The sequence below is a fragment of the Acinetobacter geminorum genome, from assembly GCF_013009345.1.
Lineage (GTDB): Bacteria > Pseudomonadota > Gammaproteobacteria > Pseudomonadales > Moraxellaceae > Acinetobacter > Acinetobacter geminorum.
Map to the genome: position 1 here is coordinate 1 of NZ_JABELE010000014.1, position 22293 is coordinate 22293.

General features: G+C 39.4%; 30 protein-coding genes and 1 pseudogene. All 31 read right to left on the bottom strand.

Annotated elements, in window-relative coordinates:
• Positions 1-378: pseudogene (locus tag HJG58_RS13645) on the bottom strand (tail assembly protein); the annotation flags it as partial.
• On the bottom strand, positions 362-1117 hold the full coding sequence (locus HJG58_RS13650) for a C40 family peptidase (protein WP_126052706.1): 756 nt from the start codon (positions 1115-1117) through the stop codon (positions 362-364). The gene HJG58_RS13650 and the pseudogene HJG58_RS13645, both read right to left, overlap by 17 nt.
• Before the next feature lie 6 nt (positions 1118-1123).
• Complete coding sequence (locus HJG58_RS13655) at positions 1124-1930, bottom strand: phage minor tail protein L (RefSeq protein WP_126052707.1); 807 nt, start codon at positions 1928-1930, stop codon at positions 1124-1126.
• Positions 1917-3077 carry a phage tail fiber protein gene (locus tag HJG58_RS13660; protein WP_170249342.1) on the bottom strand — a complete coding sequence of 387 codons (1161 nt, stop codon included), beginning with the start codon at positions 3075-3077 and terminating at the stop codon, positions 1917-1919. The genes HJG58_RS13655 and HJG58_RS13660 overlap by 14 nt, the downstream gene beginning before the upstream one ends.
• Before the next feature lie 52 nt (positions 3078-3129).
• On the bottom strand, positions 3130-3471 hold the full coding sequence (locus tag HJG58_RS13665) for a phage tail protein (protein WP_170249344.1): 342 nt from the start codon (positions 3469-3471) through the stop codon (positions 3130-3132).
• On the bottom strand, positions 3468-3611 hold the full coding sequence (locus HJG58_RS13670) for a hypothetical protein (protein WP_164523119.1): 144 nt from the start codon (positions 3609-3611) through the stop codon (positions 3468-3470). Before HJG58_RS13670 ends, HJG58_RS13665 begins: the two co-directional genes overlap by 4 nt.
• Positions 3612-3650: 39 nt before the next feature.
• Positions 3651-7622, bottom strand: a complete 3972-nt coding sequence (locus HJG58_RS13675) for a tape measure protein (protein WP_170249346.1) — start codon at positions 7620-7622, stop codon at positions 3651-3653.
• Between the two features lie 96 nt (positions 7623-7718).
• Positions 7719-8237 (bottom strand): DUF4468 domain-containing protein, encoded by a 519-nt coding sequence (locus HJG58_RS13680; RefSeq protein WP_005070358.1) that lies wholly within the window; start codon positions 8235-8237, stop codon positions 7719-7721.
• A 95-nt stretch (positions 8238-8332) separates the two neighbouring features.
• Positions 8333-8737: a type II toxin-antitoxin system HicB family antitoxin gene (locus HJG58_RS13685; protein ID WP_002053018.1), complete on the bottom strand. Its 405-nt coding sequence runs from the start codon at positions 8735-8737 to the stop codon at positions 8333-8335.
• Between the two features lie 64 nt (positions 8738-8801).
• On the bottom strand, positions 8802-8984 hold the full coding sequence (locus tag HJG58_RS13690) for a type II toxin-antitoxin system HicA family toxin (RefSeq protein ID WP_000838147.1): 183 nt from the start codon (positions 8982-8984) through the stop codon (positions 8802-8804).
• Positions 8985-9052: 68 nt separating this feature from the next.
• Positions 9053-9313 carry a phage tail assembly chaperone gene (locus tag HJG58_RS19220; RefSeq protein WP_078195077.1) on the bottom strand — a complete coding sequence of 87 codons (261 nt, stop codon included), beginning with the start codon at positions 9311-9313 and terminating at the stop codon, positions 9053-9055.
• A gap of 2 nt (positions 9314-9315) precedes the next feature.
• Positions 9316-9849 carry a hypothetical protein gene (locus tag HJG58_RS13695; RefSeq protein WP_057691629.1) on the bottom strand — a complete coding sequence of 178 codons (534 nt, stop codon included), beginning with the start codon at positions 9847-9849 and terminating at the stop codon, positions 9316-9318.
• 47 nt (positions 9850-9896) lie between these two features.
• Positions 9897-10826, bottom strand: a complete 930-nt coding sequence (locus HJG58_RS13700; protein ID WP_049594449.1) for a phage tail tube protein — start codon at positions 10824-10826, stop codon at positions 9897-9899.
• A 108-nt stretch (positions 10827-10934) separates the two neighbouring features.
• Entirely contained in the window at positions 10935-11147 is a 213-nt protein-coding gene (locus tag HJG58_RS13705; RefSeq protein WP_030423712.1) for a hypothetical protein, read from the bottom strand.
• Between the two features lies 1 nt (position 11148).
• Positions 11149-11547: a phage tail terminator-like protein gene (locus HJG58_RS13710; protein ID WP_030423713.1), complete on the bottom strand. Its 399-nt coding sequence runs from the start codon at positions 11545-11547 to the stop codon at positions 11149-11151.
• Between the two features lies 1 nt (position 11548).
• Complete coding sequence (locus tag HJG58_RS13715) at positions 11549-11917, bottom strand: hypothetical protein (protein ID WP_001983390.1); 369 nt, start codon at positions 11915-11917, stop codon at positions 11549-11551.
• Positions 11883-12296, bottom strand: coding sequence for a hypothetical protein (locus tag HJG58_RS13720; RefSeq protein WP_031965420.1), 414 nt, complete (start codon positions 12294-12296; stop codon positions 11883-11885). The genes HJG58_RS13715 and HJG58_RS13720 overlap by 35 nt, the downstream gene beginning before the upstream one ends.
• 64 nt (positions 12297-12360) lie before the next feature.
• Positions 12361-12813, bottom strand: a complete 453-nt coding sequence (locus HJG58_RS13725) for a hypothetical protein (RefSeq protein ID WP_002053117.1) — start codon at positions 12811-12813, stop codon at positions 12361-12363.
• On the bottom strand, positions 12813-13232 hold the full coding sequence (locus HJG58_RS13730) for a hypothetical protein (protein WP_002053092.1): 420 nt from the start codon (positions 13230-13232) through the stop codon (positions 12813-12815). Before HJG58_RS13730 ends, HJG58_RS13725 begins: the two co-directional genes overlap by 1 nt.
• A gap of 55 nt (positions 13233-13287) precedes the next feature.
• A complete protein-coding gene (locus HJG58_RS13735; protein WP_025467978.1) occupies positions 13288-13656 on the bottom strand; it encodes a hypothetical protein in 369 nt (122 codons plus the stop codon).
• 1 nt (position 13657) lies between these two features.
• Complete coding sequence (locus HJG58_RS13740; protein WP_000008494.1) at positions 13658-14047, bottom strand: hypothetical protein; 390 nt, start codon at positions 14045-14047, stop codon at positions 13658-13660.
• Between the two features lie 4 nt (positions 14048-14051).
• Entirely contained in the window at positions 14052-14684 is a 633-nt protein-coding gene (locus tag HJG58_RS13745) for a stress-responsive nuclear envelope protein (RefSeq protein WP_002053055.1), read from the bottom strand.
• A gap of 64 nt (positions 14685-14748) precedes the next feature.
• Positions 14749-15702, bottom strand: coding sequence for a major capsid protein (locus tag HJG58_RS13750; protein ID WP_023188265.1), 954 nt, complete (start codon positions 15700-15702; stop codon positions 14749-14751).
• 27 nt (positions 15703-15729) lie between these two features.
• On the bottom strand, positions 15730-16497 hold the full coding sequence (locus HJG58_RS13755) for a DUF6651 domain-containing protein (protein WP_000770056.1): 768 nt from the start codon (positions 16495-16497) through the stop codon (positions 15730-15732).
• Positions 16498-16610: 113 nt separating this feature from the next.
• On the bottom strand, positions 16611-16802 hold the full coding sequence (locus HJG58_RS13760; protein WP_001139861.1) for a hypothetical protein: 192 nt from the start codon (positions 16800-16802) through the stop codon (positions 16611-16613).
• A 223-nt stretch (positions 16803-17025) separates the two neighbouring features.
• Positions 17026-17262, bottom strand: coding sequence for a hypothetical protein (locus tag HJG58_RS13765; RefSeq protein WP_031965421.1), 237 nt, complete (start codon positions 17260-17262; stop codon positions 17026-17028).
• Positions 17263-17360: 98 nt separating this feature from the next.
• Entirely contained in the window at positions 17361-17789 is a 429-nt protein-coding gene (locus HJG58_RS13770; RefSeq protein WP_004743774.1) for a hypothetical protein, read from the bottom strand.
• Between the two features lie 8 nt (positions 17790-17797).
• Positions 17798-18901, bottom strand: coding sequence for a minor capsid protein (locus HJG58_RS13775; protein WP_000179751.1), 1104 nt, complete (start codon positions 18899-18901; stop codon positions 17798-17800).
• A 1-nt stretch (position 18902) separates the two neighbouring features.
• Positions 18903-20354, bottom strand: a complete 1452-nt coding sequence (locus HJG58_RS13780; RefSeq protein WP_001286359.1) for a DUF4055 domain-containing protein — start codon at positions 20352-20354, stop codon at positions 18903-18905.
• Positions 20351-21778, bottom strand: coding sequence for a phage terminase large subunit (terL, locus tag HJG58_RS13785; protein WP_031965422.1), 1428 nt, complete (start codon positions 21776-21778; stop codon positions 20351-20353). The genes HJG58_RS13780 and terL overlap by 4 nt, the downstream gene beginning before the upstream one ends.
• Positions 21768-22238 (bottom strand): DUF2280 domain-containing protein, encoded by a 471-nt coding sequence (locus HJG58_RS13790; RefSeq protein ID WP_031965423.1) that lies wholly within the window; start codon positions 22236-22238, stop codon positions 21768-21770. Before HJG58_RS13790 ends, terL begins: the two co-directional genes overlap by 11 nt.
• Positions 22239-22293: the final 55 nt, after the last annotated feature.

Below are 22293 nucleotides of genomic sequence, written 5' to 3' on the forward strand. Positions count from 1 at the left end.
GACCATCACAGCACCTAAAACAGTCTGTAATATTCCATTACCGCCTGCACCAACTACACGTGGAACAATATGAATAATCTCAGCTTCAGTATTCATATCGAGCTGTTCTTCACCGATATTGTCACCAGTGATTAACCGTTTTGTTTCATGGTCATAAACAGCTGGGCGCTTCTTGCCTCGTTTATTACTTGAGTTCTTTGATTTTAAAAATACGGCAAAGCGTAGACCTTGCTCATGTGCATGCAACATAAAGTGTTCAAAGCCAGCGATCTGAACGGATAAAGCACGCATGGCTTCGCGAGTATTTGCGACATCGAGCTTAAATTCACGACCGAACTTTTGCCCCAAGATGCCGTACAGCTTAATTGTTTTTAACATCTCTATGCCTCAAGATTTTTACCGTACGATCTTTCCACTGCTGGCCATAAATTTCGCGTACTGACTTTCTGTTATACGGATGATGCAGAATTAAGCTTGAACCTATGCATTGCTCAGTTTGCTCCGATTTAAGCTGTCCATTATCACCCAGCCAAACAACCGCATGATTAGGATGCTCGGTACGCCCAACACGACAAACAAGCATATCGCCATACTGCGGTGTATCAACTTCAAAGAAACCTGCTTTTTCGTAATTTTCAAGGTAAAGTGATGGATGGTCTTTATCTTCCCACCAACCATCTTTACGCTCGAAATCCATCATCTCTACACCCAATTCACGACTATAAAAATCACGTACAAGCGCATAGCAATCTTGCCAGCCATGAAAATAATTACGCCCCACTAAAGGGGCGCGATAACCGCAAGGCTCGTAGACTTGAAAATCAAGATCCGGATACGAACAAATTACCCACGGCTTTTGATGTAACTCAATCTGAATTAAGTCTAGTTCTGAGGCTCTTGTAGTTCCGTCAGGGTGTGAATGCACATACGCTAATATCTCGCCTTGGTCTTCTGCCATAGCTAAATCTTCAGGATGTATTTCAAACTGATCAGATTGAGCTGAAACATTGCGACAAGCGATATATTGCTTATCAACAATCACACCACAGCATTCAAGCGGATAGCATTCATCAGCATGCGCCATGATTGCTTTTTTAATTTTTGCCGTAAGTTTCATAAGACCTCACAATAAGCTTGAAGCCGGGAACCCACCAAATGGCAACGGTTTGTTTTCACCGAAGCGCAAGCGACAAGAACGTAAACGTCCACCGCATCGATCAAGTGCAGGATTATCAGTTGGCTCATCTTTATCAGTGAACATTGCTACACCTGTGTAACCACATTCCTCGCCCCGGTACTTCCCGACCATGCACCAATGACAAAGTGAAGTAATTTGTCGAACTGGGATTTTCAAACCCTCAAAATCGATTGGATTGGACAGCTCAAAAGTTACTTGCTGGGCGTTTTCAGATGTCTTTTGCTCGATGTACCAGATTTGCTCTTTTGATTCATTCGATGCAGTTGGATTACCTGCTGTGAAGTTTTCGGCATCTAGGTATTTGGCAAGTGTGGTAATGACTTTAAGCTTAGCCCCAGCAAAGTCTTTAAACTGCAAACAGTAAGCAGACACAGCATTTTGAATGCCGTTAATATTGTTCGCCATGCTTAAAGTGGGTGCTGAAGCTTTACCATCTGATCGCATTTCAAGACCAGATACTTCAAGTGCCATCGGCTCAAAAACTTGTCCTTGCCAAATAATATTGCGGTTCCATACTTTTTGATCGCCAGCATCAAAAACTTTGCCAATGCTGCCAGAGTCGGCACCGATCAGACCACTTGAACCAATTGAAGAGTAGATTTTCTCCCAGTCTTGAAAAGAAATATGCCCGTGAAAACGCAAGATGCCAGCACCTAAGCCGCTGGCATCTAGTTCATACAAATGGATTAATCCATCGACATACAGCTTCTGGAAATCACTATTCAGGGTCATAAGTCACCTCGTCATAGATTGGATTTCCATCTTTGTCTAAGACTGGCACATCATCAAAAACAGGATTTCCTTCACTATCAACTGCTTGCACCCATTCAAGTACAGGTTCACCATTTTCATTAATGACAGGTTGATTCGTTAAGATTGGGGTACCGTTTTGATCAGTTTGAATGTGAGTTACTGGCTTTTTATAATTCTTGCCATCCACAATTACAGCTTTTCCTTCATCATCAAATAAATCTTCGTATTTAGTGATATAGGTCAATTGCGGTGCATATTTTACTTGCTGGACCATACGCGGTTGTTTTTCAGTACGTGGAATTTTTCTGACGACTGTCTTTTTAATGCTGTTTAATCGAATATCGATCCAGCGCGGCTCACCATTTGCATTGTTCGGAATATCGATTGGTGCATCAAGATTAGCAACAATGTCACCCTCTTCATTCATTTTTTTCTTGTATGTTTTAATTTCAAGATCACCATTTTCCAATGTCTGATATTCAACTGCACAAATCTTATTGCCGTGAGTGTCGGTCGGAATTTCAATCCACCAACCTTCTTTAGCAAAGCCGGATGATCCTTTAACAAGGTAATGACCAATGCCTAATTTCTCAAAAGAGAGGGGTTGCTCAGCAGCTTCATCGTTAGGTTCAATTTTATCTGCAAACAATTTAACAACGGGTGATGCTGACTTAATGAAACCGTTCGAGTCTGTTGTTGTATTAATTCCACTAATTAAGATATTTCCCCAGCCAGTAAACGAATCTGGACCCGTTCCAAATCGTATACTTAATTGGTTTTCAAGATTTTGCTTATGAAGTTGGACTTGATAATTTGCACTACTAAAAGCGAACAGGTTCCCACCCCCATTTATTCCTGGCGATCCTGTAGCTGTAGGGGAAACTGAATAAAAACCGGCTGGAATATTACTAATATTAATATTTGAATAGAATGTACTTGAGCCACCTGTTGTTCCAATCCCAAAAGCACCTACCTCCATCACATTCCCAGCAGCAGTACCTACATAACGACTAGCTGCATGAGTATTATTTGTGAAGTTTTCATTCATTTTTGCGCCAGTAGAGCGGAATGTGTCGCCGCCTGCGCCAGTCGGTGCCGTACCTAGATTTACTGTTTGAATCGTCATTTTCTTACTCGCATAAAAAAGCCCCTAAAAAGGGGCTTTAAAGGGGTTTAAATTAAGGGTAGAAGACTTGGGTGAATGTCGTTGAGATTTGCCAAACATCACCACCTAGACAACGGGGTTGATATTCACCTGTTTTAACTCGTACCTCACCGTCTAATGGCGAATCCCATAGAAACGACTCAGCGCCTTTATGCTGATCGAAGAATGCTTTGATTTGCATAATTTCGGCTTTGTAAGCCGTTCTTTGATAAGTCCATTCACCAGATCGGTTATTGATACCTACAGCAATGTTTTGTTCATAACCGTCACCAAATTTGCTTGATAACGTATTAAAGCGCTGAGTATTACTATTTCCGTTTAAGTCACACTCAAAAGTAAATTTAAGGTTGCTCATTTAGAAAGTAAGCCTCCTTGTCGTTTATCTTTCAGAATTAATTTCTTTACGGCTTCACCAATTTGCGCACCTAAAGTCATTTCTGATTTTTGGTGTTCTTTTAAAGTAAATCGACGTTTTTGCTTTCTAAGAGATTTCATTTTTAGATCTCCAATAAAAAACCCACATTTTCGAGTGGGTTACTTTGATAATAAACCGCCTTGTCGTTGCTCTTGCCGGATAATCGTTCTAACAGCATTGCCGATCATTTGCCCAAGCTGCTTAGAGTCATTTTGGGTATCAGTTTTGCTTGATCCATCCGGATTAACTGTTACATAAACATTGATTGGAACTTGACTCGAACTGCTTTGTGTTTGATTTGAATTAATCGCATCAAATTGTCGTGCCTCCCGTCGGGCTGCTATAGCTTCACTAGTATTATTAGAAACATAACCTCCATTTGCATAACCACTTGGTTTACTTTGACGCATGCTTTCAACAACGCTAACACCACCCCAGCGTTTGATATCTTCTTGAGACCATACGACTTCGCCCTTGTGAACAATGCCTGCTGGAGTGTGTTTAAGACCATTACCGGTATAACCGCCATCAGAAAAGCCAGCAATTGTTTGGGCTGCAATTAGGCCGACATTAGCCATACCAAGCCCGAGAGCAATAGGAGCCATAGTCATATTTAATGGATAAGGCGCATTAGCTAATACATTACTGTAGGCTTGATATGCTTGAATCGTTGCAGTCCCCATTGCCATGGCTTGCTGTACCAAAAACATTGCCTTATAAGCAGCGGATTGTTCACCAGCAGACTCTTTTACCATTGCTGTCATATTTCCCCATACGCTTGACGCTTGGGATAATAATTGCCCATAAATTTCTATTTCTGTCTGCCGAGATGACTTCTGAAGCTCTTGTTCCATCAAAGTGTATTTTTCATTAATAGCAAACTTTTGCTGACGGAAAAGTTCTTCAGCCTCTAATAAAGCTTGGAATCGCTTTTCTTCATCAACAATTGTTTTATCTTCTGAAACTGCTTTAACATTTGAGGAATATGTATCATTAGCATTCTGCATTTCATCACTATATTGATTCTGTAGATTCCATGAATCATATTGCGAAGAAGTTAGGTTCTTTTTAGCTAGTAAATTAATAACATCTGATTGTGGTATTGAGGCTTGCTCATACATTGTTTTTCGATACTCCTCCAATTTTTGCTTTTGGAGTTTTCTGTACTCAGAAATTTCATAATCAAACATTGTATTAACAGCTTTGATTCGAATTTCTTTTTCAGTTTCAGAGTAATCAGTTGATGCTTTGATTTGCAGTAATTTAATCTGCTTTTGTTTTTCCAGCTTTTGAACTTCATTTAAACGGAACTCGTTTAATTCAAATTCAAGTTGTTCAGTGTTTAACTCCTTTTGAGCATTGAAACGTGCTGTCTCTTTATCAGTGAGCTGCTTTAACTCTGCATCTTTAAAATGCAATTTTAACTCACCAATTCTTTTTAAATATTCTTTCTCAGCAAGCGTATCTTTATCTCGATACTGATCACGTAACTTTTCGGTCTCCTCTTGAGTTTTCAGAAATTGATTAAGGTATGAATCGAAATCTTTTTCAGAGACTCCCTTCATATCAAAACCATTATATCCAGCAACATATCCTTTTACGTTTTTAACGTACTGCCTATTAACTGGACCAATATTGGTACCTTTTTCTACGCTACCTTCTCCAGCATGATAGGCAGAAATTGCTTGATCCCAATTACCGAACTTTTTAAACAAAAAGTTTAGATATTTCGCAGCTGCTTCTGCAGCTTTACCAGTATCAAAAACTTCTTTACCAACCAACCCCCAGCGCTTGGCAGTATCATCCAGCATCTGGAAACCACCTTTGGCTTTCCCGTATTTAGTATGCGGACCAATTGCGTTTGCATCACCTTTGCTTTCTTGCATGTTGATTGCTGATAGTAAGCCTGGCAATAACTCATATTTAGACTCTAGATCTGAAAATCCGAATTTTGAAGCATTGGCTAGGACTTTCGCATTTACACTTAGTACTTTTTGCTGATTTTTTAGCTCCTTGTTTTGCTCACGTATAGAATCAGTTCTAGCATCGGTCATAGCTTTGATTGATTCTTCAGATTTCCAAGTATCCGTTAATGATTTTAGAGCCTCTCGGTCTGCTGACTTAAGACCCTTAGCTAAAGAATCTTTATAAAGCTTCAGTAAATCATTAGCTTGAGACTCAGAAAAACCTTTTTTCATAACTATCTCGACAAATTGAGAATCCCACAATTTATCTTGATACATTTTCTGTAAGGACTTTTGTGCCTCATCTGCTGCTTGCTTGGTGTTTTGTATTGCATCAGCATGTTTTTGCTGTTCAATAGCAGCATTCTGGGCTTTATTTCCAGCTACGAATACTTCAATACCAAATAGCTTAATAGCTGTTTTTGTCTTATCAGCTTTGTCATATGCATCCTTGTATTTTTCAATTTGTTCCTCAAGCGCTTGTCTTAAACTAGGCGGTAATTTCACTTTTGCTAGTTGTTGCAAAGCTTCTTGATAACTAATGGTTCCTAAGCGAGCTTCATTTGAAATCCGAGCTACTTCAGCATTTCCTTGTGCATAATTCTGGATATCAATTAACGCAGCACCTACTCGATATTCCATTTTTGTAAGCTCATCATTTTGAGCCTTGAATGCAGTAGTTAAGTCATTAATTGCATCTGTTTTGGCTTGACCTTTTAAATTTTTTAATTCCGTTGCAGATCGATTAGCAACCTTAGCTTGCTCCTCAAGCTTCTTATTAGCTTCCTCTGCCTTGTCCTTAAAATAAGTGTATGTGGCAGCAAGTGCTGAAACTCCCAAAGCGAGTGCACCAATAGGTCCACCTACCAGCCCTAAAGCTCCTTTTCCAAGTCGCCCTAATGTTGTTAATGCTGTCACTTTTGTAGCATTGGCCTTAGTTTGTGCAGCTGCTAATGCTGTTTCTGCAGCAGCTAATTCTCGCGTTACCTGAGCCTCAATTTTCTTTAATTCGGCCATACGCGTAATTGATTGTGTGCGACCGACCGCATTCATTTGAGCTTTTAGTCTTTCAACTTCTAATGCTTTTTCAGCGGCTAGAACCTGCAATGTTGCTTGTGAATTTGCTATTTGCGCCTGTGCTGTTTTTACAGCAGCGGCTGCTTCAGCTGCGTCTGCAATAACCTTTTCTTTGCTTGCTTTTACATTTGCGGCAGTTGCTGCAACATCGGCATATACCGCAACGGTTTTAGTAGCGATTGCCTTAGTTACAAGTCCAATCCCTAACACCAGTGCTCCATCAGAAATCAACTTTAAATTTGATGCAAGAAGCTGAATCGAATCAGCAAGCACATGAGCCGCACCGCTTCCCTTTCCTGACTCGCCGACAAATTTTGTGATCTCGTTATTTAAAAGAGTGAGTGATTGACCGATAGTGATATCTGTTTTTGCAAAAAGAGCATCAACGTCATCTTGAACATTTTTAAGGGCCTTAACGATTTCTTTTGAAGTAATCTTCCCTTCAGCAGCAACTGAACGAAGTTGACCTACAGTAATGCCCATCCCTTGTGCGATCGCTTTTGCAAGTGCTGGTGTTTGCTCCATAACGGAGTTCAGCTCTTCACCTCTGAGAGTTCCGCTCGCCAGTGCCTGCCCAAATTGGACTAAAGCTGCATCAGCAGCTTCTGCGCTTGCACCACTAATTGCAACAGCTTTCGATACTGTTTCAGTTAGACGAGCTGTTTCATCCATATTTAAATTGAGCGTTTTCGCATTATCACTAAATCGCTGGTAAACCTGTAATATAGAATTCCATGTCGAATAGGTTTTCTGAGCAATTCTAAATGTATCTTCAGTTGCTTTATTTAGCTCAACTTGATTCGTGGTTACTAACTTAAGTCTGTTCTGTAAGCCTGTATACTCATCCATTTTGGATATGGCCGCGCCAACTGTAACAAGACCTGCCATGTGTCCAGCAAGTGCTCTTGTTGCTACAGATAAACTATCCATGGACTTTGATGCAAAATCCCCTTTCTTTTCTATGCTGTCGAGTTCATTGCCTAGATTTCTTGCGTTTCGTTCCGCATTTCTTGAATCAATAGTAATGATTAAACGTGATTCTTGAGTCATCTTTAACTTTCCTCTAGGCAATAAAAAACCCACTCAGTGAGTGGGTTTTTGAATTAAGTAATACTTACGATGCGTTCAAATTTTGTTGACTATTGGCTACCAGTTTTCATTAGCCTTAGTCGATGTAATTGCTGACTTGTATTGGTCGATTACATTATTAAGTTTTACAGCAATTTTTTGTTGATGCTGCAGAATTGTGATAGGGACTTCTTTCCCTAGATTGTTCACACCACCTTGAACATAAGTCAGATTTGTTCTAGTTACATCATTAATCGTTACTCTTGCTTTACTATCTTTAGTATCAATTTTGATTGTAAAATTAACTCTATCATTACCAAAAGCACCACAATCTATAAATCCATCACAAGGATACTGTATATTCCCTTTCCCAATAATAGAACCTGTGCTTTTGTCAGCATACTGAATGACATTATTTGCAGATTTGAATGATTGAGCGATCCATATCTTTGAATCTTCAAATATCTGATCCTTCGATTTATTTGGAACTTCTATTACTTGTGATATCTCTGGCATAGCCTGCTGTGTAGGAGTCATTGGTGTCATACACCCTGCTAATCCTAAACTGAATACCCCTACTGCTAAGAACTTCTGCATAATTTCACCGTTTCTTGTAAAGTCCATCGTTTCTAATAAGTTAAATTTAACAGGTGGGTAATAAAAAAGCCACTCGATTGAGTGGCCTTTCTATTTTAAGCATGTAGTAGCTTTTCAGCACCAGCGGCCAAAAAAGCAGAACGAGTTTTAAATCTTTTATCTTTACCTACATTATCATCAATCTTGCGAATTAAACGGCTAGGTAAAGTTACGTTGATTTTTTCAGGCTTACCAAGATAACGACTAACATCCACCTCAGTAACAGCCCAGATCATGCCTTTATAATCTGGATCATCTACAAATTTTGCTAAGTCAGATGCTAATGGAATTTCTTCTCCATCTTCAGCAAGGATTTCTAAGTGGCCAGAAATTGCCTCTTTAACGTTCTCGATAGCTTCCTCTAATGTATCGCCTGCGCTAAAACATCCTGGAATATCTGGAACGGTGACACCAAAGGCCTCGGTGTCTGTACCTCTCTCGATAGCAATTGGATACAACATTGCACTCACCTCATGTACAAAATCGTACTGCGAAATAGGACTATATGAGTCTGATTGAAGCGGGTCACTTTAGACCCGCTTGCTTCAAAATGCTTTTAACAGTTCCGCTTGGTAAATCCTTTTTAGGATGCGGGATAGTAACTAATCCCTTTTTGGTTGGGTGTTTGAAGTGATGATGACTTCCTGAAACCCTAACCTCATACCAACCGTCTGCTTCAATCATTTTGATTAAATCCAGACTTTTCACACCGTCCCCTTATTAACTTGATGAGATAATTATAACACTAGGGTTATTTTTGGTAAATACCTCTAGGGTTATTTTTTAGTAGGATGCTTCATTTTTTTATGCGAATCATCAAGAAAAATATTATCCATAGCGAATATGCAGTCGTTAAAAATATCTCTGTCGACTGGTAGTTCATAATGATCACAATATGCAGATATAGATGAAATATCTAAGGCTAGAGGAATACCTTGCTCATAACGTCTTGAGCGTGAAATGATGTTATATGCCGTTAATATTGCATGTGAGGTAAATGAATATTCAGGCTTCTGGAATTCTTCTGGCTTCTTCAAATTTAAGGCTTGGGCGATTGCCGTTTGCTTCTGGTTGTAGTCACTCGCTTCTTGCTCTGAGTTGAACTTTGACCAGTTGTAGAGCTTGAGGACTTTCCCACCACTTCATCCTTGTAAGAATCTGCTTCTTTTTGGATGTTTTCTGCTTCTTGTCTCACAAACAACCAGATTGCTATGCCAAGATCACCTAGATTCAACAATTTAATTGCATTTTCCTGCGAATATTCTGGTTCATACACAATCAATTCTTGGTTTTCGGTTACTTCTTCAAAAACTACGCCTTTCCAGTCCTCAATTAAATGGCAGGCTGCAGCTTCAAGAAGCAATTCATGATAGAGCTTGTCATCTTTACTAGCTTTACTTACGTCATAACCTTTAGATGTGATTTGGTTATTTGCTCGTTCAAGAGCTACTTGATATGGTTTATATGCGATACCTCGTATCTTAAATTCAGCTAAAACATTGCCATCGCCATCAACATACTCCCGCCATTTGCTAACTGTTTTACTGGTCTGAATGCTTACTTTTAAAGCCATTTTAAACTCCAAAAAAAGCAGCCCTAAGGCTGCTATCAGATTAATATTTAAGGCGCAGGAACTGCTGCAGGTGTACGAGTAATTGTTGGTGCTACTTCTACGACTTTATATTCGAATGAAGCATTTAAAAGATCTGAATTACCACCACTAGGTAATGGAGCTGTAATTTCAGCTTTAGGAATAAAAATTTCATATTTATTCCCATCTGTATCAGTGATTGGAACTTTTAATGAAATCGTTTTGTTAGTGAATTGCTTTTCATACATATCGGATGTATTGCGTGACCAAGCTGCGGTAAATGAGCCAGTACCTGCAGCAAGCATTTCAAGGATTGCACGTGCATCAATCCCTCCACCTAAACAGCGTTGTAGCTGCATGGTGTTATCCCAATTAAATGTAAAAGCGGTCAAGCATGAAATCCCTGCTTGAGAAACTCCATCAATCAAAATGTCACCTACAGAGACATTCGACATTTTGGGATTGTTATCTGCAGCTGTAATTGTTCCAGCTGGTGCTGAAGAAAAGTTTGTTCGACCGAGAGCCATTAGGCCGAAAGTCATTGTAATTAAGCCAGCTTCAGGAATATCAATTCCAAAAGTGTTTACATGACACCCACGGAAAACATGGTAGTCATTAACATCTTCAAAGCCACGTAAAACAGAAAATGTTTGACGAAGTGTGCCACCAAAAGTTAATACATTTGACGACCAATTATTAAAAGCAGCTGCAGCCATTAAGTCTTGAACTAATGAACTGTACTTCGCTTCACATTTTAATTCACCGGCATACTCTGCACCGGTAATCATTGATGAACGTGCAATACGGCCACTTGTGATTGAGTTAGAGTCTTCCTTTGTTACTGTCGCATCAAGGCCATTTTCAGTAAATTCAAAGGTCGTACGTGCGAAGGGTGATGGTGTGGTACCAACAGTGGTTTCCTTCGCGATTTGTGTTATCTGACGTGCACCACTCGACATATCTATATACTCCGACGTTAGGCATAAAAAAAGCCACCCGAAGGTGGCTATAAAATTAGGGACGTAAAAAAAACCGCCCTCAGGCGGTAACTTCTTTAAAACTTAATATCAATCATCCAAATCAACACTTACTCCAGTAACAATATTTAAATTTGGTCCATTTATGCTATTAACATTAGCGAGGCGAATTTTTACATCAGAAATACATAATTTATTAGACAACTGCCATTTACTTAGCTCCTTAGCCATTACATCTGCCAAGTGTCGTTCAAGCTCTTGTTTTTTAATTTCAATTTCTTCTAATGTAAGCATGCAAGACATATCAATTCACTCTGTATCCGATCGTAATATTATATTGAACAAAGTCAGCATCTTGACCGGAATAAATTGATTGTCCATTCAAACATTCTAAATGTTCGACTGAGAAATATTCAAAATGTGCCAGCAATGCATCACTAAGTTCTGTTATTTCCCTGTCTCCAGTATTAGGACGGGCAAAACATTGAATTAAGATATTCCCAGTACGGCGTGTACACGGCTTATTTCCTAGTCCAGCAATAAAACTTGGTCCTCCCGTAATGGTTAAACGACACCACACACCTTTTGTTGGTACCGTAAAACCTGGTGCATTTGGATACTGGATTCTATCTTGAGAAATCCCTGTAAAACTCATCATTCGGTCCACGATAGCTTGTCTAGCTTGCTCTAAAGTCATTGCCATTTTAGCCACCGTACTTTTGAGTAATATAAGTAAACGTTGTGCTATAAATGCCCTGCGGTGCTTGATCGGACCAACCGTTTTCTAAACGCTCAGCATATGGCTGGTTGTTTTGAATATAGATCAAACTACCCAGCTTAAATTTAACAGCTTGAATCGCGGCATCTTGCACCGCATTTGTAGAGGGTTCCCGCACACCGTAATCGCCAGATCCAACAGAAACAATATGCGATGCCCGATAAGCACCTGTATCAACAGGACTTGAAACAACGAGTGATTGCACTGTATCCATGGTGATTTTTTTTACATGCTCATCTGCTTGTTTCTCAACTTCAAAACTAAAGCTGCTCGGCCTTGCTCCCTTCCACCCCATGTTTTTTAACCTCACTTGCTTCGAACATTTCAAAAAGGTCTTGAGCGATCGCTTGTATCGAATACGCTTCAAACTCAACACTCGGCTCGCGCTCACCCATTCGCCGTTTTACTATTTGCCAGATATGAACAGCTTCATGTAAAAGCAATCCATAAACTTGAATTCGGTCTTTATCCGCCGTATCACCAATTTGGACGATTGCATATGCACCATCAGAAAAAGTACTAACTTGCGCATCCGCTCCCATATCCAAAAATTGATCGGCCTTATCCATATCTTCAAATAACAAATCCATGTGTAGTTGATTTCGAGCAAGCGTGTACTGCACATGTTGGAAAGGAGAGATATACCATTCAGGAATATAATCTATACTTATCATCTAAACTCCAAAATTGCATTCATTAAAAAACCCGCCGAAGCGGGTTTAATTATCATTTTTAGAATTATCCAAGCCCAACAAAAACATTGGTACCTTTAACGGTATTATTTGAAAAACTTGATCCACCAATATTTAACTGAAAAGGAGTTCCCGTAATATTTAATCCAATCGGTCTTAAATCTAAATGAGAAATTGTAGCTGATTTTTCACCATTGCTTTTTACACGTAAAATTTTAAAAGTGCTTTTATAATAAACTTCAATAACACCATTAGTTGGTTTAACTACTGATATTTCTTTAGCTTTAGAAATATTTTCCTCAACAATTAATGAAAGAGTTTTGGTATGAATATTTGTTACTGCTTGAATCCAAACATTCGGATTATTCCCTCCTCCAATAATAATTGGTAACCCCTCACCTAATGAAAATGGGAATCCGCCACCAATTATTTTATTACTACAGATAGTTAATTTATCAAGAGGTAAATAATTGTCTGGTAAATTATTAAATGTAAACATTATTTATCTCTCTTACTTACAAACTGTTGAAAAGGCATATGTGTAGAAAAATGATCTTCTATTCTTTTCATAACCTCTTTTTTGGGATTTGAAACCATTAAACCTATTCCCCAAGCGATACCTGCAAGAATTAAGGAAATGATTCCGCATATCCATTCATAGGGTTCTACTTTTGAAGAAGATAAAAAATTCTGAGCTAGGAAGCGACTCAAACAAGTTAGAAGCAAACCAATTCCGAACATAAAAAGCCCTGTACTTAGAAAATCCCAACTTCTTGCTGGACTTTTTAAATCTTTAAATTCAGCTTCAGTTAAATTGTAATCAGGTTTGATAGTGAGACTAAAACCCTTTTCCATTAAAGCATCATGAACGGAAAGTTTTAACTCAATTATTTGACCATTTATTTGTTCTTTCTGCACATCAATTACACCCCATTTTATTTTAATTGGAGTATATATTAAGTTGATAATAAATCTAAACCTTCCTCAACTGACATTTCCAAATAGTAGAGGCTGGATCCTGTTGAATATGAATTACCCGGAATGAGCCTAAGGCTGTTAGCCACTCATCATCAATCATTGGCTCTTTGGTAATTTCATTCTGCAGCACTGTAGCCTTCTTATCAGTGGCCAATACTCCAAGCGTTTGAATCTCATATTGACTGTATGAGCCAAACAGAACGCCACGGCCAGAATAGTTTTCTTTAACTTCAACATACGTTTCAGTCTTAGGATCCCAATTTGTTTTTGAGATCCGCTCACATGTAAAGGTATGAACGGCGTCCGCTAAATCATCATTAAATGCTTCGGCAATATCTGCCTGAATTTCGTCACGTAAGCCCATATCATGCCCTGTAAAGTGGTATGCCAAAGCCATTAAAACTTGCATTTGGATCTTTCAAATCAAGTGAATCAATAAAATCAATTGCTATCTGTTCAAAGCTAGAGATTGCTTCAGATCCGTCTTGATATTCTTTTTCTGACTCAACAGAATCAGCTTTAACTTTCTTACGCTTCAACTGCTGGTCTTTGCCGTTATAAATTACCTTGGCCAGAATTCCTTTGATAATTTCACATGCAGCATCTTTAAGAAGTGGATCAATTGGATCTGGTACAAAACCAATTCTGTTTTTCATCCATACATTAGCCAGCTTTACCAGACGAGCTTTATCACTGTCTGGTGCAAAATCGCTGCCCAAAATTGAATTTGCGTCATCTACAGTAATAAAGCTCATTGCATTATTCCTTAGGGATTAATTTAAGAAGTTCTGCTTTTGTTGCTGACGGCTTGTAACCAATATTTTTACTAGCCAAATACTCTTTTAATTGATCATTTGACCAGTTTTCAAAATCATTAGCTGCCGTTTCTGTTGCTGGATTTTCTGAAGCATTTCCAGCTTCCAATTCAGTAATACGCGCTTGCATAGCAGCAACATCATTTTTAAAAGCATCAAACTCTGCTTGAATGCTTACTACCTTTCCTTCAGCCGCTTTAGCAGCATTGTCAGCTTGGAGTACAGCATCTTTTAAACGTGAGTTTTCAGAAATTAACTCCGAACTATCACCACTAGCTTGTTCCAAGATTTCGATTTTCTGTTTAAGTTGAGTGTTTTCTTCAACAACTTTTTGCAGTTCAGGGGTAATTCCAATCACGGTACTTACTGTGGCCAAAGTCGTTTTTGCAGGCTCTTCCAATTTGCGAACTTCAACTGGAATATCCAAAGCTTCGTAATCATTTTGGATTTTCGGGTAATCACCGTAAATAATTACTTCTTTAGCACTTCGATTCGGATTTTCGTAATAATCAGGATTGGCAATAGTTCCAACCTCTAACGCAGCTGCAGCAGCAATACGTGTATAAATTAGCTTCATGATGCATTTCTCTTTAATGTAAAAAGAGGGCTTAATAGCCCTCTTATAGTGAGATGTTTATGAGTTAACCAGTTGTTGTGCCAGACAAGTCAAGCAATGTGCCTGCTGTCATTTTGTTGCTAGTAGCATGTTTTTTCCAGTTGGCACTTGAACCAAGTAAAGTAAGGTCAGGGTTTTCGCCTTTTGATGTATCCCAGCTATAACCAAGAATATCTAAGTTGAACGCGCCTTCAGCACGCATTCCAATGCCTAAGTTTTCTTCATCATTGATGTCATAAGCTCGGAAGCCAGGTACTTGTGATTCTGTAACAGTAACCGCACCCATTTGCAAACCAAATGCATCATCATCACCTACAGCATCTGTAACCAATACCGGCTTACCTAAGGTACCTGGTAAACCACCATAGATAACGATTTCAGATTCTCCATAAATTTGCTTAGTGATTGCATCATCGACAATATCGAAATAAGTATCTGAGTTCATCACCCACAAACTAATACGACCAAACTTATCACCAAACTTACGCATACCACGTGTTAGTGCTTTACGGCCATCTACCGCAATACTGCCTTTGGCAACCATATCTGGGTTGCTAGAAATAGCTGCTTTTAATGAGGCTAAACTGTACTGTAAACGTCCTGCAACCAATGCATCTGCTAAATCATAACCAAGAATCATTGCAAATTCTTCAGGTGTACGTGCACGGCGTTTGAATGCCTCTTCAGTGGAAGCATAAGGGCCATATTTATATGGGACTTTTACACCTACAGATTCACCAGAACCAATTTTCTCAGGCACTACTTTGGCGATTGAATTCACATCACGATGTTTGATGCTACCGCCCACTTTGTAGAATGCTTCTTTGTTGAAATCACCTTCAATGATCTCATTACGATAAACAATTGCACCATTAGAGGCTTGGTTAAATACATTCAAATTGTCTTGCAAACGCTCTAAATAAGCAGTTTGTGCCAATTGGTTGTAGATGATCATGTCTGAGTTAACTGTTGTAGTCATAACGACTTATCTCCAAATTTTTAATGATTAGTTCGGCAGTTTTAGGAAGGCATCATTGCCATGTTCTTTGATGTAGTCAGCTTTCTGAGAAACAGACATTTCACTGCGTTTCATTCCTGCAGGCGCTCCACCTTTGCCCCCACCTTGAAAACCGCCACCAGTTCCTTTACCACCTTTAAGAATTAAGTCTTTATGCTGGTATCCACCAACCAATGACTCTAAAGCTTCATCAACATTTGCAAGTTCACCAGGGCGAACACGTGAATAAATCTTTTCGCCGTTCGGATCATATGCAACCACCTTGCCCTCTTCGATTTTGAAGTGATGACCAAAGGTCGCTTGCACCATATCCACAGGTACTGCAATATTGTCTTGAATGTACTTAGAACGAGCAAAACCACCGCCGATAAGCTCTTTATGCAATGAGGCCTCAAGAGCATCACGTTGCTCAACAATCGGAGCATATTTTTCTTCAACTGCTTTGATAGCTTCAGCTTTAACTTTCTCAACTTCACCGGCATCCACCAGCTTTTTATCATCGAGATTTTGGATTGTTTGTAATGCCTTTTTAGCTGCCACTGGGTCTTCAATTCCTTCAAAAGCTTTTAATGCTTTTTCGGCTGCTTCTTTGGCTTCACGATGTGTTTTAGCTTCATTGTTTAAGCGTGCAATTGTTGCTACCGAGTGTGGTGCATCATGTGGCATTTCTTTGCCGTCATCATGAATATAGATCGGCTTATCACCGTCTACTTCCGCATAAACTTTACCGTCGATTGTTACTGTTTTAAGTTTCATTGGTCATCCAACCTATATATACAAAATGGGCATCCGCCCGGATTCGCCGTTAGCATCCGCTTTCGGCAGGCAATAAAAAAGCGCCCTTTAGGACGCTTCATTTCTATAAATGATTATTTACTTAAAGCTTGGCGTACAAATGCATCTTTTGCTTCAAGTAGCTTTCTTAATCCTGTGGATTTTTCAGGCCCGTCAGGAAGTTGCTCATCCATTTGCCGAGCTAAATCACCAATTGGCTTACTAACTTGCTGCAAATGTTCAGGTAAATGTTCATATTGGAAATATTGGATAATAGGGCTTGGCATTTTCTTCTCGCAAAAAAAGCACCCGAAGGTGCTATGGTTAAAAATTAAGTTCTATTTGATGAGTGCAATTGCTTTTAATCTTTCAAAAGTAAAACCATAAATTGCCATGGCTTGAAACCTTAATTTGAAGAAATGGCACCAGAATTCATTTTGTGCTCAGAATATATTGAGCATCTGACATATTGATTTGCTTTTCAGGCATTTGTAGTACCTTTAGCTACGTTTACTTTTTATTCCAAACCTCTGATCTAGGTTCATCACCAAATAAGCGGATGCCTTGAGGACCACCCACATCAAATGTTGCCGTGATAGTCGCTGGACCCTCAAAAATACTACAATTCATTTTTACAGAGGTTAATCCAGCTAATGGAATACCTGTTTCCTCGTCACAAAGAGCAAGATGAGAAGATTTATCTGAAACTCTTTTAAGTACTAAATGCCTAACTTTTGATTCACTCATAAGCCAAACTCCATAAATGACAAAAGCGCTGTTTGGGCGCTTTTATAGGTGAAAATTGTGTCTAAAGTGAATTTAGGATTGCCTGTCATCGGCGATAATTACTCACAGTTAAATCCAGTTCCAACAAGGTCTTTTTTCAAATTTGAAACGAGATTTTGTTGTTCCTGCTGTTGTCCACTAAGATAATTTTTATCTAGAGTCTCTGCACCATCAATAGATTTATAAAGCTCTTTAGATTCCTCTAAATTGTCTTTTAAAAACGTGGTGAGGTTTAGTTTCGCCTGGGCAGCTCTACATAAATTATTTTTAGCTTCTAAATCTTGAGTAGCCTGTTTTACTTGACCAGTTGCAGGATCAAAAGAATATGCATTTGCCATTGCTGACTCCAAAGCTTCAGACAATCGATCATATTCTTTAAGATATTTTTGACTTGGTTCAGCTAAACAAGTGATGGAAATTAGGGTTAGACATACAAAAGCTATTGTTTTCATATTGTATAAATTCTGATGTTTTAAAAAATATAACATAAGAAAAATTACAGACCCAACTTTTTAAAAGCTTTTTCATCCAACTTTCTCAAATCATCTAAGCTATAGAAACGGCCTTCAGGATCAAAGAACTTATCAAAATCAAATTTCCCATCTTTATAGAGCTTAAAGCGCTTTGGCCCTAGCCACTCCCTTTGAAAGAAATCATCTGTTTTCTTAAAGAACTCTTTGAATGTGGTGTTTGCATCTAACTGTCCTATTAACTGGCTTCGCTCTTCTTTGGGGATGTCTTTAACTCTACGTTCGTCCATTACAAATGGCCGTTCGCCAACAAGTTGACCGTCCTTCTCGACCGGAACCAAGATACTGCGACAGTTAGGATGTAACGGCGGCACTCGCTTTGCCGGATCATTTATTTCCCACACTGAACCATCTAATGAAGCGCAAAGCTTAGAAGTTCGTCCATCTAAAACGCTAACAAATCGGACATATTCAAAGCCAATTTGGTTGAAGCTATTTAGATAGGCTTGATTAGCTACATGACTTCGCACAGTTCTTACCGTTCGCTCAATATCAGTTTTGGTACCATTTAAGATCCCATCTTCATAGTTAAGCCGTTTGGTACCACGAATACGCTGAACAATTTCTTGGTTAGTTTTGCCTGAATTAATACCATCTCGAATTGCATACTCAACCTTTTGACGGGCACTTTCAGCAATTCTTGAAAGCAGATCATCGACAAGAGCGCCACCTGCCAACGGAACTTTTTTAGCGGATAAGAATAGTTTTTCCCCATCAGGCTTATTAATTTTTGCTCCATAGAGCTTAGCTACGTAATTGGCCTCATAAACAGCCAGCGCCGTAGCAGAAACGGCAAAAGCTTCAGGTAATGCTAAATTAACACTGGCAAACCATTGGGCAATCAAATCCCTAATTTCCCTTAAATTTGAAGTTGTATATTTACCACCAGCTAAAGCAACTTTCTCCGACTCATTAAGCTCATCCAATAAATCCCGAAGCTTAGATAGCATCTTGCTCGTATCATCATTGAATAAAGCCAATAACTCATTTACCGTTTTTGATGAAGCACGATAAAGATAGGCCTGGTGCTGAGTGAGTGCTTCAAATAGTTTTTTGATATCTGTTGCCATCTCACTCTACCTTTTGATTTAAAGTCCCATCTTGCTCTGCTTCAACATTCTGAAGCTCTTCTTCATATTTTTGTTTAGGGAACATACCTGTTTGGTTGTATTCCCACCAAGATTTAAATGAAGAACGGCCTTGTAAAGCTGCCTCATATAATTGTCGAGCTAGTTCAGCTTGATACCCTTGTTTATTAAATTCCTGACTGATTTCGAACATCAAATCATCTTTAGTTAGAACATCCACATTAGGCGTTACAAACTTAGCAGCCCATCGTAATGCTGCTGACAAGGCTTCATTCATATTGACTACACAAAGCGAAAGAACGGAATGTTGAACGGCGTCATCACTATTTGCCTCTGTAGCAGTCTTTTTGCTTCCAGAACCCTTCTCGATTAAACGTGCCCCCATCTCCTTCATTTTTTCCCACTTATCTTTCATCGCTTCCCGGGCAAGAGTATTAGGGTCGGCTTGAACAATTCCTAATCCACCATTTTCAGGTAAAGGCAAAAGTACTTTCGCACCAATGTATATGCCACGTTTTTTGGCTTGGTCGTACCATTCCCATGTAACACCCTTTGCAAAGTATTGAGGTTGCCCCATATAAAAAACGGACTCTTGAAAGTCCGCACTGTCTCTGTAATGGGCTAAATTGAGATTAGCCAAAGGAAGTAATGGAGGCTTTTTAATCTCTTCTGAATTATCAATTGCACCTACAAATGTAAAAGGTATATAAGTCCAGAAATTCCCGTTGTAATCTGTTGGAAACTTCTTATCTCCGCCAACCCAGTTACCCTTTTCACCCTTTGTATACACCTGAACGGAATAAATATATTCCCCATTACCCTCTTGCTCTAAACGAAGTACACGATATTGCTCTTGTTCGGTTTTACTAAATCCATCAGCACCGCGCTCAGACCTAAATTCACGGATAACTACGAGACAAAGTTTTTTCTGGTTATCGACCATTACTGAATCCCAATTCACTACATCTATGGCATTCAATAAATGAATCATTGGATAGGCTTTTTGCGCTTTAAATTCCGCTAGATTACGAGCTGGTGGCACATCGGGATAATCTACATATAAAGCACAACGATAATGCTTCAATAAATGGCGAATTCCATTTTGAGCCAATTGATAAGTACTTAAACCAGCACCATTTGCATTACGTTCTAAATGAGCAAGTTCCGGAGGAAATTTAAAACTTGGATCGGTTGCAAAAGCTGCACCAACTAAACTATTTGATGTAGTCCCTGTTACTTCATAAAAGACTGCACGGGTAAGATAAGCCTCATAAGCGCTTTTATTTGCAGGTGATTTATCATGTGCATTTGGCATCGGCAAATATTTTTCACCTTTAGCCTTAACTGCATCTTCACCTTCACAAACATCATCAAGTTTTTGCCAGTATGGCAAGTTCTTAACATATTCAGCATGTTGAAAAGTTACATCACTCATCGAGCAAATCCCATATCAGCGAAGAAGGTTTCAAATCCTTCATGTAATTCATTAAACGCATCTGAAGCTGCATCCACTTGGTCGTCATGTGTACCGTTAGGAAAATGACGAAGCTCATCAATAAAATCCTTATTCCATTCACCTTTGAGCATTCGTACATTTCCCACGTTAACTTGGGCCGCAAATGGTTGTGCCCGTGTAAGCTTGTCACCTGAAATTGGCTTAGCTATCACGCTATAACCCGCAAGAAGCTTCACAAATGAACTAGCTTGCGATTTACCAGCTTGACCGGGATCTTGTGGTAGACGCACAGAAACTTTTTTCCCATCTATTTTTGCTGTTTGTTCTAAGCGCTTATTCACATTGTCAGGTCCAAGCTGTCCTCTAGTTACATCGACAATGTAAGTAAAACCATCTGCGCCTAGAGCTTCTCGCACACCTACTGTAAAGTCGCCCTCATTTTCGGTAGCCCCAAAATCCCAAGCCCTAACTTGTTTCAATACATCCGCAGGCAAAGCATCAACAATTTGAATATTGTCGGGCTTAAAAAAACCGCCTGCTGGCGGTGATGGCATTTGTCGGTACTGCCCGGCAAATACATATGGTGCTGCTTGCTCCATTAGCCTCAATTTTTGGATATTGTGTTTTGCTGGCCACAGTGCGGATCCGTCTTCCTGAATAGCTGAAAGACATAGATGCTCCCACACTTCACCGTTACCACCAGCTACAGGAACGCCGTCTTTTCTATCACCTAGCAACCATCCAGCTAAATCATCTTCATGAAGTCGCTGCATAATCACAATGATCGGCGTATCTGGCGAGTTAGTACGCGATTCGAGTGTGTTCTGAAACCAATCAATTACCCCTTCTCGAATAGTTTTTGATGAAGCTTCATGTGCTTTGTGCGGGTCATCAATAATAATGCAGCCGCCAAAGCCTTTACGAAGTTTTCCTGCACCAAAACCGGTAATCGTGCCGCCTGTACCAGTCGCATAGCAGACACCACCTTGGGAAGTTCTCCAGAAGTCTTTAGCCTTACTATCATCACGCAATGTAAGCTCGGGAAAGACTTTTCTATACGCCTCTTCTTGCACAAGGGTTCGTATTTGGAAGGCATTATTTGCGGCAAGCATTGCCGAGTAACTGATATGAATAAACTCACAGTCTGGATTCTTACCAAAACACCAAGCCATGAAATTAATTACAGCAATTTCAGTTTTAGAATATCGTGGTGGAACGTTAATAATTAACCGCTTTATCTCTCCGCGATAAACTTTCATTAATGCTTCGCAGATTTCTAAGTGGTGCCAATTTTGCATCCATTTATAACCACGGCGCTCCTTAAACATGTACCTTGTGAAGAAATATAAATCTTCTTGCGCCTCAATCAGGATGGCTTTATCCCGAGCCGCATCAGTACTCATCTAAGACTTCCCTCCGCGCTTTTAAGTAATCTTCCATTGGAACAGGCACATCCGAATTAACCGTTTGTAATGGTCCGCCGTCTTTGCCTGTAATTTCTTGGCGATTAGTAAATTGACCACCAATGTCTTTAGCGGCTTGCTCAAGAATTTTTAAGGCTGTTTTGACGTTTCTAGTCTTCTCAAGCTGTCTTTGGTATTGCTTCAATCGGTAGTACTTATTAGCAATAGGAATATCAATCAAACCTTTATCAAACTCATCTCTGGTTTTTTCAAATAGTTCGACATACTTTTTGCTTAAGTTCTTACCAGCAACCTTTGTAGGGTCATAAGTTGCAACTTGAACACGATCTATATCAACGCCAAATTCTTGTTTTACGAGTTCAGCCACTTCTTGAGGTGTATCACGACAAGCAAGAGACTGAACTATAAAGATTTTTACAGGCTCTTTTAGTGTCGCCATAACTTCCTCATCGTATAACTACGTATAACAAAATGGGCAAAAAAAAGAGCCATAA